At 35.1% G+C, this 15,149-nt stretch carries 13 protein-coding genes; 8 read left to right on the forward strand and 5 right to left on the reverse strand.

From position 1 onward, the window contains the following. Positions 1-450 precede the first annotated feature (450 nt). The 4 genes from OK025_RS20605 (at position 451) to OK025_RS20620 (ending at position 4,713) form a co-directional block, all read left to right on the forward strand. Complete coding sequence (locus OK025_RS20605; protein WP_317666607.1) at positions 451-1,446, forward strand: Rpn family recombination-promoting nuclease/putative transposase; 996 nt, start codon at positions 451-453, stop codon at positions 1,444-1,446. A gap of 496 nt (positions 1,447-1,942) precedes the next feature. Continuing rightward, positions 1,943-3,445, forward strand: a complete 1,503-nt coding sequence (locus OK025_RS20610) for a transglutaminase-like domain-containing protein (protein WP_317666608.1) — start codon at positions 1,943-1,945, stop codon at positions 3,443-3,445. Positions 3,446-3,625: 180 nt separating this feature from the next. Continuing rightward, the gene (locus OK025_RS20615) at positions 3,626-4,321 is read left to right on the forward strand and encodes a DUF3784 domain-containing protein (RefSeq protein ID WP_120333794.1); all 696 of its coding nucleotides are present in this window, start codon (positions 3,626-3,628) and stop codon (positions 4,319-4,321) included. Positions 4,322-4,347: 26 nt separating this feature from the next. Then, a complete protein-coding gene (locus OK025_RS20620) occupies positions 4,348-4,713 on the forward strand; it encodes a hypothetical protein (RefSeq protein ID WP_317666609.1) in 366 nt (121 codons plus the stop codon). Between the two features lie 2 nt (positions 4,714-4,715). Here the strand turns inward: OK025_RS20620 and OK025_RS20625 are convergent, their stop codons facing one another. The 5 genes from OK025_RS20625 to OK025_RS20645 form a co-directional block, all read right to left on the reverse strand. Beyond that, a complete protein-coding gene (locus tag OK025_RS20625; protein WP_317666610.1) occupies positions 4,716-5,624 on the reverse strand; it encodes a hypothetical protein in 909 nt (302 codons plus the stop codon). An 18-nt stretch (positions 5,625-5,642) separates the two neighbouring features. Continuing rightward, positions 5,643-6,338, reverse strand: a complete 696-nt coding sequence (locus OK025_RS20630) for a hypothetical protein (protein WP_317666611.1) — start codon at positions 6,336-6,338, stop codon at positions 5,643-5,645. A 91-nt stretch (positions 6,339-6,429) separates the two neighbouring features. Continuing rightward, complete coding sequence (locus OK025_RS20635) at positions 6,430-7,680, reverse strand: helix-turn-helix domain-containing protein (RefSeq protein WP_317666612.1); 1,251 nt, start codon at positions 7,678-7,680, stop codon at positions 6,430-6,432. Positions 7,681-7,869: 189 nt separating this feature from the next. Beyond that, complete coding sequence (locus OK025_RS20640) at positions 7,870-8,466, reverse strand: hypothetical protein (RefSeq protein WP_317666613.1); 597 nt, start codon at positions 8,464-8,466, stop codon at positions 7,870-7,872. Positions 8,467-8,639: 173 nt separating this feature from the next. After that, positions 8,640-9,236 carry a Crp/Fnr family transcriptional regulator gene (locus tag OK025_RS20645; RefSeq protein WP_317666614.1) on the reverse strand — a complete coding sequence of 199 codons (597 nt, stop codon included), beginning with the start codon at positions 9,234-9,236 and terminating at the stop codon, positions 8,640-8,642. Between the two features lie 1,206 nt (positions 9,237-10,442). Here OK025_RS20645 and OK025_RS20650 point away from each other — a divergent pair. From OK025_RS20650 to OK025_RS20665, 4 genes are all read left to right on the forward strand, one after another. Beyond that, positions 10,443-11,456 (forward strand): DUF6861 domain-containing protein, encoded by a 1,014-nt coding sequence (locus OK025_RS20650; protein ID WP_317666615.1) that lies wholly within the window; start codon positions 10,443-10,445, stop codon positions 11,454-11,456. A 445-nt stretch (positions 11,457-11,901) separates the two neighbouring features. Then, positions 11,902-12,210 carry a hypothetical protein gene (locus tag OK025_RS20655; RefSeq protein WP_317666616.1) on the forward strand — a complete coding sequence of 103 codons (309 nt, stop codon included), beginning with the start codon at positions 11,902-11,904 and terminating at the stop codon, positions 12,208-12,210. A gap of 393 nt (positions 12,211-12,603) precedes the next feature. Further along, positions 12,604-12,915 (forward strand): YbjQ family protein, encoded by a 312-nt coding sequence (locus OK025_RS20660; protein ID WP_317666617.1) that lies wholly within the window; start codon positions 12,604-12,606, stop codon positions 12,913-12,915. Between the two features lie 35 nt (positions 12,916-12,950). Continuing rightward, positions 12,951-15,140 carry a hypothetical protein gene (locus OK025_RS20665; RefSeq protein ID WP_317666618.1) on the forward strand — a complete coding sequence of 730 codons (2,190 nt, stop codon included), beginning with the start codon at positions 12,951-12,953 and terminating at the stop codon, positions 15,138-15,140. Positions 15,141-15,149: the final 9 nt, after the last annotated feature.

A 15,149-nucleotide genomic window follows, 5' to 3' on the forward strand; every position in this document is an offset into this window, starting at 1 on the left:
TTGAGGCCGGCAGATGCGCTTCTCTTACACCGCTAATGTTTAAATTATTTATAGCTTGAGACGCATTATCATAGGGAACCCGCTTATTCAGAGGGATATGTGTAGATAATGGAACGGCAATCACGTATGGTTACAACAATGCAAATAAGAGTAATTATCTAAAGCGTTAATAGGATAATGTGCGGAACTGCTATTAAGACAACAAACGTTAAGAAAAGTGATTAAAAGTAATTTATACATAATCGATATTATTTACTAGGTTATTGTTCTAATTTATGACATACTAAGTAATTCATAAAATTTGATAAAGAATAGTCTTTCTGTAACTTTTTAGCTCGTGCGATTGATTATCAATATAATTTACTTGTCTACTTGTGTTTTTTTACTAATTATTTTAGTATTTTTAAATTTATTATTGTATATTTGACTGATAACCAATTAATAAATATTATGGCTAGATCAAAAAAACATTTGGGTAGGTATGTAGATCCACGTACTGATTTCGGTTGGAAATTTTACTTTGGTAGGGAGGACAACAAAATCTTACTGATTGAGTTTCTCAATAGTCTATTTCATGGAGAGAAGATAATTTCGGATCTAAGATATAAGCCTGTAGAACATGATGGTGATTATGAGGAAATGCGTCGTGTTGTATTTGATTTACATTGTATAGGCAGCGATGGCGAGGTTTTCATCATTGAGATGCAGCAGCTCTTTCAAGAATTTTTTAAGGACCGTGCAGTGTACTATACCTCACGCCTCATCAATAAACAATTAGCGCGAGGTAAAAAGGGGAGTGATTATTACCTACCGGAGGTTTACTTTATTGGTATTTTGGAGTTTGATATGGACAGAAATGGAAGTACCGGTATATCCCGTGTCACAGAGCGGCCTTATTTCTATGATGTTGCGCTGTGTGACAAATTGACCAAAGAAATATTCTATGATAAATTGGGATATAAAATGATTTCGCTTCCATTATTTAATAAACAGCCAGAGGAACTAAAGACAGTTATGGATCAGTGGTTGTACTTACTTAAACATTTGAGTACCATGGATAGATTGCCATCATTTTTGGATAAAAGAATATTTGGTCTTATCTTTGAGATAGGAGAGATAGGTAAATTAACGGAGGAGGAGCTAATGTCATACGAAGCAAGTTTAAAACATAAGCGTGATGCTGAGAGCGTATTTAATTCGGCCAAGAAATCCGGAGAAGCTTTAGGTCACGCTAAAGGTCTAGCAGAAGGTCTAGCAGAGGGTAAAGCCAAAGGTCTAGCAGAAGGTAAAGCCAAAGGACTAGCAGAAGGTAAAGCCAAAGGACTAGCAGAAGGAGAGCGTAAAAAAGCTCTCGAGACTGCTAAAGCATTTAAGGAAATGGGGCTACCTATAGCTGATATTGCTAGGGGCACAGGGCTTTCTGTCGAAGAGGTCGAAAAACTCTAAGTTTCTTTATTTTGGATGACTGCTCCACCAATAGATGAATGGCAACCACCATATCCAGTTGGGGTTTCATAAATGGGTGCTATACTGTAGAAGCGCGCCGTTTGGATCGCTGATCCTGTTTTCTCCCTTTACCTTTAAATTTCTATAGATGTACACGGGGGGGGGGACAGTATCCCCCAGGGAATTCCCCACCAACCAAGAAGTGAGCAGGACACAATGGCTTTTCGATTTTGCTTGTCCAAACAATCCGGGCAGGCAATGACCCATCTAGTTTCGGTGATACTCATAACTATGATACTTTTGATACTGTGGTAGATTGTCCCATTTAACTTGTCCCGAGTATTGTTGCAGATAGGGCACGGACAATTTCGCAGCAGTTCCGCATAATGATAAATATCTTCAATAGAATGCTGTTCAAAGTATTTTTTTATTCTTAATATATTGTTAATTTTAGTTCAAATAGTTTTAAATTATTTTCATCATGAAAAGTTAATTTATGAAATCCCATTTACAACCTGTATTAATATTTCTTATGTTTTTTATTTTTAGCTGCAAATCAGAAAATAAAATTGATTTTTTGTATTTGGAAAATAAATTTTCAAAAAATGCCGCTGACAGTATAAGATTACAATCTTTGCTATTTATCAAAGACAATTTTGATGATCTAACATCAGAAAAAATCATTTTTTTTAAGGATCATGATTTTGATTCTATTCCTTATTTTCTAGACACTATTACTTCGGAAAGTTCTTTAAGATCAATAATATCAAAGAATAAATTATCGTACCATTCTCTATTTGTTAGAGATAGTAAGATTCTTACAACTGAATTTCTGGAGCAAAATATAAATTCTGCTGTAAGTCAATGGAATACCTTTCCTTGGAGCAAACAAATACCGAAAGATATCTTTTTAAATTATTTGCTACCATATAAAGTACTGTTAGAATACCCGAGTGGTTGGAGGACATATTTTCAAAAACAATATCAAGATTCTATTAATAAATTTGTCAGAAATGGAGAAGAGGATACAGACAAAGTAAATGCATCTATCATCGCAAAATTATATCAATCAATCAATTATTCAGAAAATGCTTTTAAACTAACCAAAAACCCATCTTTAAATGAAATATTAGCCATTGGAAAAGGGGAGTGCTATACATTATCTCATTTATTTGTTTATGCAAATCGATCAGTGGGAATACCAAGTACAATTGATATAGTGCCCCTTTGGGGATCTAGGAACGGAAGTCATGCGACAGAAGTTTTTTATAGAAAAATTGAAACTAATCCTAATGAGTATACTTATAGCTTCAAACCATCCAAAGGTTCATTTTTAAACAGAACTGCAAAAGTTTTTAGATTCAGTTTCAAAAAGGTTAATGTTTGGGACGATTCAATTAAAGCACTTATTGAGCCCCAAAAAAGCTATATTCCAGAATTCTTAAAATCAAATCATCTTCTGGATGTAACCGACCAGTATGCGGACGTTTCCAACTTAAAATACACGTTCATAAATCGACAAAGTGATAAATTAGCGTATATCTGTGTTTTTAATTATGGGCAATGGATGCCATTGTTTTATGGTCGAATTACAAATAGTCGGTTTGCTATATTCAATAAGATGTCTAAAAACATGCTGTATCAAGTAGGTGTTCCTGAAGGAAGCTCTTATAAGTTTGTTGATCGAGCCTTTATATTGGACTCATCTGGTAAGATGATTTATTCAGAGCCAAATACGAATGTTAGGATAAAAATTAAAATACAAAAAATAAATGAAGGCGAAAATTCCTGGGTAAAAGCTAATTCAAAATATGCGTTGTCTATTCTGAATAAAAAAAATTACTGGGAAGTTGTTTCAGTTAAGTATTGTGAAACTGATTCTGTCCTGAATTTTGATAAAATACCTTCAAATTCATTTTATAGACTTAAAGAGATTGGTACAAATCATAATTTAGAAAGAATTTTTTTGTGTAAAAATGATAAAATAATTTGGTATTGATTTTTTTAAGACACATATTGTTTTGGTAAAGAGTGTTTTAGCTTTTTGAAAAAATAAAAATATCAAATTTTAAAAATAACTAACTAGATATTTATTTTTATTTTTATGTAAATAATATATTGTTTACATTTGACGATAATTATAAACGCGACATATTTTTAATCAATTTTCTTCAGAAGAATGTTATTGTATTTGTTTTTTTCTATAATGCTGATTATGGCAATCGTTATCAACGAAAAAAATGCCCGGTATATTCTTGCAGGGTATAATTCGATGTCAGAAATTGAAAAGCAACAATTTGAATTGGTAAAATATTTGAAATTTTTCAAAAATTATCTTTTGATATTGGCTGTTTCCTATATTGTCATTGGAGTTATATTATTCGAGATGTTCGATAATGCGAATATTGGTATTATATTCTCTGTATTATATCCTTTTTTTGGCTTTTTCCTTTTAATATATAAGTCCTTAAATTATTATAGAAGTAGTTCTAAAACTAACGTGTTGGTCTTAGTTGCTGGGACGGCAATTATTATTGCAATTATAACTGCTATTTCTATAGGGTTAAGTAACCCAACTATAAAATTGAATGATAATAAGTTATTCATTTCTGGTCCTTACGGAAAAACAATAAATATTGATGATATTCTATCCGTGGAGAAGATATCTACACCTATTCAAACGAAAAAGATAAGTGGGTTTCAAATGGGTAATGTCCGTAAAGGGAAATTTGAGTTGCCAGATGATGAAATAGTAACCATTATATCAACAAGCGATAAAAAATACTTAATGATATTTACAAAGTCTTCCAAGTATATTATAGACTTTGATAGTGTATTACAAGCTAAAATTAATGAAAAATTAAAAAAGCAATAAATTTTAACCATTTTATTTTTTATTTTATGAAAATCAAACAATTAATTTTGATCACTTTGAGTGTGATTGTCGGCTCTATTATTATTTATAGCTGTACAAAGGATGCAAATGAAGATGCAAAATCGCAGTATTCTGGCGAAGAAATGTTTCGTGCCATCTATTTTTTAGAAGGAAATGCTGTCAATGAATTATCTTCGCTAAAGCCCGCCCTTTCTCAGATGCAGAAATCCAAAAGTGCAAATCCTGATAGAAAAAGAGATGAATTTGTTAAAGAGATGAATATGGAGAGTCGACAGGTATTTATTAAACCACCGACGTACAAAACTGCGTTAGCTGTTAATTCTCGAAAATGGTATATGACCGTACAATATACTGTATGTCTAGTCAAATAAATTCATTGGTCAAGCCAATGAACTATATTGAGCAAAAATTGCGCATGTTGTGTTGCGGCCGGATGGTTCATTCCTCTTTTTTCACTTTTGATGCCATGGAGTTGTGCCGAAAAAGGAGCGCCATCTCCGAATACCACAATCCTGCCTTTCCCAAACCTAAGGTATGCGCCGTTTGCAAACCCTTTGCCCGACAATCGGGGAATATCATCTGGAATAGGTCTTTTTATCTGATTAGCATCATTGGGTAGGTAGATATCATATTCTTCATTTAATAAAGAAATAATATGTGCCTTTGTTGGTACGATAAACCCAGTTCCACCCCAGCACAAGATACTGTCTATTTCCCTACCTGATCCAGTGGTTATTTCATTGGATAACAGTGTTTCTCTATCCTTTGAGAAGATCTCGGGACGTCCATTCTTAGGTAAGGCAAAACCGTTCACGATATGAATTCCAAATGCCGCACCAAGCTTTTGTACAGACCCGCCACAGGGCATGTGGTCGGTGACTAGAAATAAGCTTCCACCATCAAATACCCATTGACGGAGAGTTTCTATCTCCTGATCGGTAAAGGCCGAATAGGTGGGTAATTTCCAGTTTTCCGGATTATATAAGGCATTTATGCTGATATAGATTTTTGCTTCTTTTAATTGATCGTAAGAGATTTTTTCTTTAACACTTCGGAGGCGATATCCATCAGTTAGAAGGAGATCTGAAAAAGGAGCGTAGGCTCCTCTCAAAGTAACCGGATTGTTGTGTGCCTCGTCAAATAGGAGTAGAGGTCCATCACCGATCCTGTGGTGCGAATCGGTAATGGGATAATGAAACTGTTCATCTGCTACCTGTTGGGCGCTAAGCTGAGCTGTACCCAGCAGAAGCAGCAGGAATAAGCAGGCAATAAATCTGTTCATAATATTTTTTTATTAGGATTATTGATCAGTTTTTAGCCAAAGATCATTTTCGAAACACTGCATTTGCTGCACCTTTCCATTGGCAACAGAAAATGTCAATGGGAAGGTACCATCATCATTGAGGAAGAAAAATTCAGAACGAGGAGTAAATGAAATTGTTTTGTTATCCCACAATTGCGTAAGCATTAAGCCTGTTGAGGAGGGTTCTATTTGAATCTTAAAGTTGTTGTCATTTACCTTTAGATAAGTTCCGGCATGCTGTTTCAGTTGGGATGCGGTTAGAGTCGCAATTTTATTGGGGTCAAATGACACGCGCTCACATACAATTCTACCTAGGATCTTGGTTTGGCTAAAATCGCCGGAATCATCCTTTAAAAATTCTATGGCATATCCTTCGTTTTTGGATTCAAAATGCGTATCATCTTTACGGACCAGCTGATATCTTTTTTGCTGATCCCATAGCTGTGTCGCATACAGGTTGTTGTCTTGTTCCTCGAAAGCAATGAAAGCTACTTTATTGGGTAGCTGGTAGTAGCCTTGAAATGATTTTAGCGGAACCAACTGTTGTTGCTGGGGGCTATCTTTAGGGCTGGGCTGTGCAAATGTATCAATCGAAGCAAAAAGACAACATGCTCCCACCAGAAGGCCATATGTTGCTTTGGAAAATTGGCGGATCGCTCTCGAGTACCCGCTTGGTTTGATGTATTGTATCATAATTTTTTTTGTTGATATGATACAAGAGTAGGTCTTTTTGATAGGCTAACCGTCCGAATGGATGCAATCGAACAAACTTCATTGTGTCGGGTTAGTTTGATTGTTTACTATGGACTTTCATATATTCTGTAGGCGTAATGCCTGTTGTTTTTTTGAAGCTGGCATAAAAGGTTGTTCTTGAATTGAAGCCTGCCCTTATTGCGATTCCAAACATATCAAGTTGCTTTGCCTCTTCGGATAATAAAAGCTTTTTCGCTTCCTCCGTGCGAAGTTCGTTGATAAACTGGTAAAAATTTTTCTCCAGTCCATTGTTTATGATGTAGGACAGATCGTGCGGATTGATTCCGATATGCTCCGCGAGGGATGATAGTGTCAAAGCCGGGTCGAGATATAGCTTTTCAGCTGTAGTTTTTTGTACTAGTTTTTCTTTTAATGTGCCTACCTGTTGTGCTGTAAGCCGCTCTTCTGCTTTAACCTTTTTATGCTGCGCTTCGTTGATGAGGTTTTCTGTAGACTCAATTGTGTAAATTGAGCGTTGTGTTAGCGTGGCGTACCCAAGTGCCACTGTGCCCATAAAATATAAAATTGGGGCGACAGCACTAAAAACTAAATGAACCATAGCCAGCAGACGGGCAACAATCATCAATAATAGCGCAATCAATAGATACTTTAACCAGGCCATGTTTATCTTTTCTGTATAGGAAGATAGCTGGCGAATGTTTTTCTGGTGTATTTTAAAGAGGTTATAACAGGCAATCCAATAAAAGATACATTGTGCGAAAAAGAAATATTTGATAGCAAAGATGGTCCATTGCGGTAATTGAGGCAGATGGATGTGTCTATTAGAAAGTCCGGGTATTAAATAGATGATGGAGAATAAAACGAAAGCGAGGAATGGAACAAAATGTAGGCCCCAATATCGATTTTTTGCTGTTGGTTTGACCATGTCGTGAACGGCCAGGTAGAAGCAGGGGAGTGTAGCCCATCGCGGGAGTTCCAGCGTATGGATCAATCCCTCGCTCTCGATATGAAAACCTTCAAGAAAAAGCTGAGTAAATAAGCATGCCATCAAATAATACCATGTTCCTAACCACCGATCTGCTTGGGAAGAAGTGTGGTTGACACCCAAAAAGATTAAGGTGCCGAGCAGTAGAAATGCACCAGCCGAAAAAGCATGAAAGGTATAGAGTATATTGATCATGGGCCGTAGCAAGTTATCATTGTAACGTGAATTTAAACATAATTGATCAAATGGAGCTACATCATCCATATACGTACCCCGATCCAACCATTTACGGATAGCGGGGCGACGAGATAGCTTTTCTTTTTTGCAAATTAGCAATGATCTTTACTGGTCTTGTCCGTGTCCATCCAAACGGATAAATCTGTTAGGGTTCCATGCGATACAATATCAAACTGCTGTCGAATGAGATTACGGATATAGGTTGCTTTTTCGTTTTTCGGTTTATGCTTCGATCGCTTAAACGGAGATCGTGATTTTATCAATGACAGCACAGTTCTCGATTATAACTTATTGTTTCCATTTCACTTTTCCCTTATCGTCCAACATTTCGATAGAAGGGTTACCCAGACTGTCCACTTTTAGAATAATTCTCGGTATCTCATTGTTATCTTTCATCACCAAAGAAGCGTTCCCATTCTCGGTTAGCAGGTTTATCCGGTTAATATTATGCCCCGGCTTACCGGATAGATCTTTATCATTGATCAATAGACCAGCCCTGAAATAATTGTCGTGTTTATTATCCTGTGCCAAGATACCAATGGCATCGGCATTCTGATAATCAAATGCGAGGGCATTCAAGTTAGTCTCTTCATTATCAGTAATTGCCAAACCACCTCTTTCGTCGCCATTTTTATCATAGAAAATCATACCCGCGGGAGCGTAAGCCCTTTTATACGTCTTCCCATTGATAATAGGTTGCGGAATGTTATCTGTGTTTGCAATAACGACACGATTATTTCCAGATCTGTCTTTGATATCTATTCTTTCCGCGGTTAAGCTTTGCTTGTTGTTCAAAAAAAAGTAGACCACAAAAGCCATCAGTACGATATTGGAAAGAATCAGTGCGGTTAGAAATATTTTTAGTGTTTTGGAAATTGTTTGCATAATTTAATTTCAATTGTTAATTATTACGTTCTCCTATTTCATTCTTCAATTAATAGTACGATGCGTTCTATTTCAAAGAGTTTAATAGTATGCCTTATTATTGTTTGATAATAAGCAAAAATAAAGTGTGATTTCGAGAATGCACTCTACATAGGTTGAGCGTAATGATTTTTTTATTTGGCTAGCGCTTTACGTATTCGGCTCAACTGTGTTGGGGTAATGCTCAGGTGCGAAGCAATATATTGTAGTGGAATTCTGCTGTCAATTCCCGGATGTGCCGCCAGCAATTTGAGATATCTTGTGGTTGCACTTTCGGTCAGTAAAGAAATTTCTCTTTCTTCATTAATGACTATCCATTTTTTCTCCAAATAGGCAATGTAAAGGTTTTTTAGTTCATCATTTTGATTAATAGCTGCTCTTGTTTGATGATAAGGCATACATACTACAGTAGTGTTTTCAATAGCTTGCAATTTAAAATCGTTGGGCGTTTTTATGATTGCCGAAAATCTTGTGCTCGCAAAATCCCTCTCCAAATAAATCCATTTATTCCAGATAGCTCCTTTTTCATCAATAAAATAAGAGTTTAAGGCTCCTTTACAAACAAAGAAGATGTCATTGGCGACACGACCCTCTCTCAGTAAAACTTCATTTTTCTTAAATTGCTGAATGTAAGTTGCCTCAGCCAACAAATCAAATGTCTTATCCGAAATGGGATATACGCTTGTAACAGCTGTTTTAAAGTCGGCAAGATATTTTTCTGTTTCTGTCATTTGTTTTAGCGGGGCTATATGATGCTATTACTTTCGAATAAATATAACGTATATTTTAAATAGCTAAAACTGATTTTTCTTCTTCTTTGGATATTTCGTATCAATGAGCACTAGATATATATGATAGATTTACCACCAAAAGTGGGAAAGAACCCGTTTATTTGAAATCTACCGCCCAGTCTAGTCCTTAAGGGAAATGAAATTTTACAGATCATGATGAAGTAGAGCGAATATTACATTAAATTTTGCATTTGCGCCAAATATCGACTTTAATGATTCATTTGCTTTGAAGACAATATCCTTATCAACAATCTTGTCGACCATCCCTTTTAAACAAGGATTATTTACATTGTTGGTAATCAATATTACACCTTCACTAAGCAGTTCAATTACCACCTCGAAGACAATGGCTTATTGACCGATGATCACGTGCAAAAGTATATAGCCATGATCCAAGGCGGGGGATTAAAGTGGATAAAGGACGATATTCGATGAAAAAGGATATAAACGGAATAAAAAACCTTGAGTCTGGGAGGATCGAATCCTGTTTGGTTTTTAAAAAAAATATTTCGAGCTGTTGAGCACGGAGTACTAGCTGTCAATAGATTTTCTGTTACCGGATACTTGACTATAGATGATCTAAGTACCAAAAAATATTTTACGTTGACGGATCAGGTGTGAATGATCAGGGAAGAACTTTTTGATAAAAGACGTCAGTCGTTATCTAAAAGTGGGTGGATTTGGAGTGATTGTGAAACTGATAATACTATTTGATGAAGTGAAATAACCTTTTGGAATTAAATTACTATTAGAAAGGGATTTTTGAACAACTTTTTCTAAGAAATGAACAACAATTATCTCAACTAATCTCGCGATCTTTACAGTAAATGAATGCCCAAAGCCGGTTAACATCTAGCCCAAGCGGACATCTAGCCAAAATTGCTTCCCTTAACGGTTATAAGGGAGGCTTTTTGTTTATTTTAATCCCTATTAAAACGGCCGAATAAATCAATTACGGTTTCCCGTAACCAACCTCTCATTTAAAATCATACCCTAGCCTTACAGTTGTTAATATATTTTCTTATTTGTGATAATTATATTTTTATAGTGATAATGTAACATTATATTTACAGTTTAAAATATCTAAGTGGACAGAAACATGGATAATTTTTGGTAATTTTAAGTAAAACCATAAAAAACTTAGATATGAGAAAAACCATTGGGGTCCTAGTACTCGTAGTAGTATTAGTTTGTAATTCGTGCAAAAAAGAGAGCACTTCTGGAAATTCCGAGTTTAAACTAAAAGTAAACAGAAAAGAAATTAAGGAAAAAATGAAATTGCACAGCAATGGGTTAGATTTTTATTTTAATAATCAAACTCAAAACACATCCTTTGTAAAACGTGCAAACGTTCCAGTTGGCCCAGTTGGTCCTCCCCCTGAAACGGGCGGTGGCGGTGGTGGCACACCATTTCCCATGTTAGAAGCTCAGTCAATAATTTCAGATTTTCTTTCTGCCCAAAATATTCAGCAAACAAATGAATTACATATAATACCAAAATTCGAATCTTCTGCACTCGATTATTATGATGTTTCAGATTATGGTAAGTTTAGTAGAGATTTTTACGAGGTAGCCATAATGGTTACAAGTGTTGAACCTGATAGTTACTCCCATGGGGAAACGTTAATAAATTCAATTCTCCAATCTCAAAAATTCCTTGGTTTAAATCAACTTGAGCAAACTATTATTGTTGCAGGAGCAGAGACCCTCTTAGATTCTTACTCATATTGGGCAAATCGACTTGGGAATGAAATGATTGCAAATTCTTCATCGGCAATATTCAAGAATCAAAGTAATCTTTCATCTAGCAAAAAAGCTTTCGACTGGAACTCTTTACGCAAAACATTACATAAATTATGTGGTGCAGATGCAGCAGGGGGAATTGGAGGTGGAATAGCGGGAGCCGTTGGCGGTGCTGTTGTCGGATCTCTTGCCGGAGGTGTCGGTGCTGCCCCTGGTGCTTTTACAGGCGCTATAGGAGGTGCTGTCACTGGGGCTGTTGGAAACTCTGTTCGAGTCTTTATAGATCCATTTGCAGAACAAGAAGTGCAACCAACAAAACTAATATTTTCAGGTTTGGCGATACCTACATATTGGGATAAATTTGTTTTCGATAAATCTACAACCAACATTACAGTTCCAAATATTTTTGGCTTATGAGAAATTTTTTAATTTATTTTTTGGCATATATTCTTTGCGCTGTTATCACGGTATTGGTACTTTATTTCTTAGATCCAAATCCTGGAATTTCGAGATATATAATTGTAGGACTAGTAACAGCAACCACTGTTGTTTACTCATTTTATTATTCAATCAACAAATCAAATAAGAAGCGCGTTTAAAAGAAAAAGGTGCTTATGTGTTGCTAACAAGTGTTGAAGGGACAGTCATGAGGCTGTCCTTTTTGTTACGATCCACGGCCAGATTTTTATTTTGCGATGATATTCATCCTTATTAGACGTACAAGATTTGAAGATTCCAGTAGTATTTAGCCTTTTTTGAAGATATTTTAACATTATCATCCCGTTCAGTGCGGCCTATATATGGATCATTGCCGCTTTTTTGATGTTCCCAGGAATATCGATACTTTTAAGCGGTGCTTTAGATGTTTGAAAGACATTTCGATATGACAGTGTTTACTTATTTTTCTGATGCCAACGAGGCAGTTTTGACAACATCATTTGTTTTGAATAAGACGGATCAAATAACTAGAGTTTATCATCATTTAGAGGATGGAATGTGGGAATTTATTAGTGACAGAGCGGTTGAAGAATCGGACTATAAAGTTATTTCCATGGTAGAGATATTGAACATAGATGAGGAGCTGTTGACTCTTTCTGATATGGAGCCCGGCTTTTTTGCTTATAGAAAAGAACCGAATGGTACCTTTGAGATAAAACCCTCAATCCTATAAAGATTAGACGTTGATGTTTTATTTGAGTATCGCCTGCATCTTGCCTTTGGCGATGAATGCGTCAAATAGTGCAACTACGTGATCCTTTTCACTTTCGGTGAGCTTTTCAATATCCTGAACCTTTCCACTGTCCTACGGTCTTATTCTGTTGTACCTTATCTTTATGTATTCATATACAGAAATTACTACCTGGTGTTTATCTTTATTGTCTAATTAAAACGGTTAAATAAATCAATTACGGTTTCCCGTAACCAATCCTACTTTCAAAGCAATACCTTCGCCTTACAGTTTGTAATAATCTTGAAAGTTAATATCTGTAAACATATTAATTCAGAATAAATAATGTATATTAGGCTTGGGTATTAACCTTGCCCGATTGAAAAGTAGCATGCCATGATAGTAACCACGACCAATTCCATCGAAGGGAGGGAGATTTCACGATATAATGATCCAATAGCTGCCAATGTTGTTATCGGCACCAACATCTTTAGCGATATAAGAGCGAGCTATGTAGATTTCTTTAGAGGTCGCTCTACTAGCTATGAGAAGAAGATGCAGGAAATGTACAAGCGTGTTACCGAAACGCTCAAGCATCGTGCACAGACAATTCGTGCTGATGCTATTATTGGGCTTAGTGTAAATATCGAATATCAAGAATATACTTTTTTAGCTTCTGACAAGATGTTACATCGAGAAGAAAAATAGATTTTAAAATATCCAGTAAAAACAGCACAATGTATATGAATACACTCTCCGTAGATCTTGAGTATTGCTTTGGAATAGGTAAGTTCCAGCATGATTTTAACTTTGCAGAAAAGCAAACTAATACATTTTTAATATATGCTCCAAATGGGACAATGAAGACCTCATTTGCAAAGACCTTCGATTCTCTCGCTAAGAACATCTTAAATGAAATGCCTCGGGATAGGGTGTACGAAACCAGAACTTCTAAATACGAAATATTGGTAGATGGTGAAAAAATTTCACCTGATAGTATTTTAGTAATAAATGCTGAAAATGCTACTATTGACGGATCCGATAAGATAAGTTCTTTTATTGCAAGTAAAGAACTTAAACAAAGATACGATACAATCTATCAGGAATTAGATTTTCAGAGGACTGAATTTATCAAAAAACTGAAGAATATATCTCAAAGTTATGATTGTGAAAAAGAGATAATGGAAACATTTAAAGAGAACCATAAGGATACTTTTTTTGATATCGTAGAGCGTGTTTATCAATGTGTTCCAAATAATCGGAACCAGTATAGCTTCAGGTATAATGATATATTTGATACAAAAGGAAATGTAAAAAAGTTTCTAGATAGGAATACTGCTGTTTTAGATAAGTATATGGCAGATTATAAAATTTTGATATCTAATTCAAAGTTTTTTAAAGAGTCAGACGGCAAGTCATTTGGAACTTACCAAGCTAATGAATTATTAAAATCAATAGAAGATAATTCATTTTTTGAAGCTGGTCATAAGTTTGTGTTGGATGATGGTACAGAAATTTGTAATTCGCAACAGCTGCAAGATGTTGTAAAGCAAGAGATCGAAAAGATTGTAAATGATGTGAAATTAAAGGCGTCGTTTGAAAAAGTAGATAAAGCAATAGCGTCAAATGTCGAGCTCAGATCCTTCAAAAGAGTAATTGAGAAGGAGAATTTATTGCTTGTTGAATTAAAAGACTACGATGGTTTCAAGCAAAAAGTATGGATGAGTTTTTTGTCTGAAATGGAATCGGATACAAAGGCTTTGATTAATTTTTATCAATCTAAAAAAGAAGAACTAGGACGAATTGTAGAAGAAGCAAAACGAGAGTCTGAATTATGGAAGCAAATCATTAAAAAATTTAATGATAGATTTTATGTTCCATTTGAAGTCGTTTTAACTAACCATGATGATATAATTTTAAAAAAACAAACGGCAAGTTTAGAATTTCATTATTCTGATGGGACTGAAGCGCTTGCTGTAAATAAAAGAAAAGAGGATCTTCTAAATATATTGAGTAGAGGCGAACGGAGGGCATATTTTATTTTGCAGTTTTTATTTGAGATCGAATCAAGGAAAAGTGCTACTGAGCCGCAACTATTAGTCTTTGATGATATAGCGGACTCATTCGATTATAAGAATAAATATGCTATTATAGAATATATCAGAGATCTTAAAGAGTCTGGTAAATTTAATATTCTAATTTTAACACATAACTTCGACTTTTACAGAACAGTAACAGCGAGATTGTATTTGTACAGGCCGAGCCCAGCATTTTATCTTGCTACAAAAAGTGATGATAAGGAAATCCGACTGATCGAAGGATTTAATAGCAAAAATATTTTCGAAGATTTCATAGCCGAAATCGGATCTCCTAGGGCATTCTTGAGTTGCATACCTTTTGTTAGGAATTTAATTGAGTTCTCTGATAGTAAACAGTGTGAGGATTATAAAATGTTGACTAATGCTCTTCATTTAAAAGCTGAATCAAATGCCATAAAAGTTAAAGATATTTTATTTGTGTATAAAGCACGCTTGAAAGGCCTTGATGATCTTGTAATAGAATTTGGAGATAAGGATATTGTTGGTTTTATTCGGGAAATTGCTAATGACATTGTAGAAGAAGATGAGGTAGATGAAGTATCATTGTATAATAAAATCGTTGTAGCAATGGCGATACGAATCGAAGCTGAAAAATATCTTCTTAGTAAATTGCCAGAGGAGTATAGAGATAGAAATCATCCGAATCCTACAGTATACTTATATGACAGATATAAGTCCTTCAATCCTGAAAGCACTAATTTGAATGTGTTAGATCGAGTAAATTTGATGACTCCCGAAAATATTCATATCAATGCATTTATGTACGAGCCTTTGGTAGATATGTCAATTTATCATTTGAAGAGCTTATATATAAATATACTTACTTTGAAGTAATATTGGTAA

The organism is Sphingobacterium sp. UGAL515B_05, assembly GCF_033097525.1.
Classification (GTDB): Bacteria; Bacteroidota; Bacteroidia; order Sphingobacteriales; family Sphingobacteriaceae; genus Sphingobacterium.

Bases quoted from the DNA above. Each gene is read 5' to 3' on its own strand.
- OK025_RS20605 (WP_317666607.1), top strand. From the start codon at position 451: ATGGCTAGATCAAAAAAACATTTGGGTAGGTATGTAGATCCACGTACT.
- OK025_RS20610 (WP_317666608.1), top strand. From the start codon at position 1,943: ATGAAATCCCATTTACAACCTGTATTAATATTTCTTATGTTTTTTATT.
- OK025_RS20615 (WP_120333794.1), top strand. From the start codon at position 3,626: ATGTTATTGTATTTGTTTTTTTCTATAATGCTGATTATGGCAATCGTT.
- OK025_RS20620 (WP_317666609.1), top strand. From the start codon at position 4,348: ATGAAAATCAAACAATTAATTTTGATCACTTTGAGTGTGATTGTCGGC.
- OK025_RS20625 (WP_317666610.1), bottom strand. From the start codon at position 5,624: ATGAACAGATTTATTGCCTGCTTATTCCTGCTGCTTCTGCTGGGTACA.
- OK025_RS20630 (WP_317666611.1), bottom strand. From the start codon at position 6,338: ATGATACAATACATCAAACCAAGCGGGTACTCGAGAGCGATCCGCCAA.
- OK025_RS20640 (WP_317666613.1), bottom strand. From the start codon at position 8,466: ATGCAAACAATTTCCAAAACACTAAAAATATTTCTAACCGCACTGATT.
- OK025_RS20645 (WP_317666614.1), bottom strand. From the start codon at position 9,236: ATGACAGAAACAGAAAAATATCTTGCCGACTTTAAAACAGCTGTTACA.
- OK025_RS20650 (WP_317666615.1), top strand. From the start codon at position 10,443: ATGAGAAAAACCATTGGGGTCCTAGTACTCGTAGTAGTATTAGTTTGT.
- OK025_RS20655 (WP_317666616.1), top strand. From the start codon at position 11,902: ATGTTTGAAAGACATTTCGATATGACAGTGTTTACTTATTTTTCTGAT.
- OK025_RS20660 (WP_317666617.1), top strand. From the start codon at position 12,604: ATGATAGTAACCACGACCAATTCCATCGAAGGGAGGGAGATTTCACGA.
- OK025_RS20665 (WP_317666618.1), top strand. From the start codon at position 12,951: ATGAATACACTCTCCGTAGATCTTGAGTATTGCTTTGGAATAGGTAAG.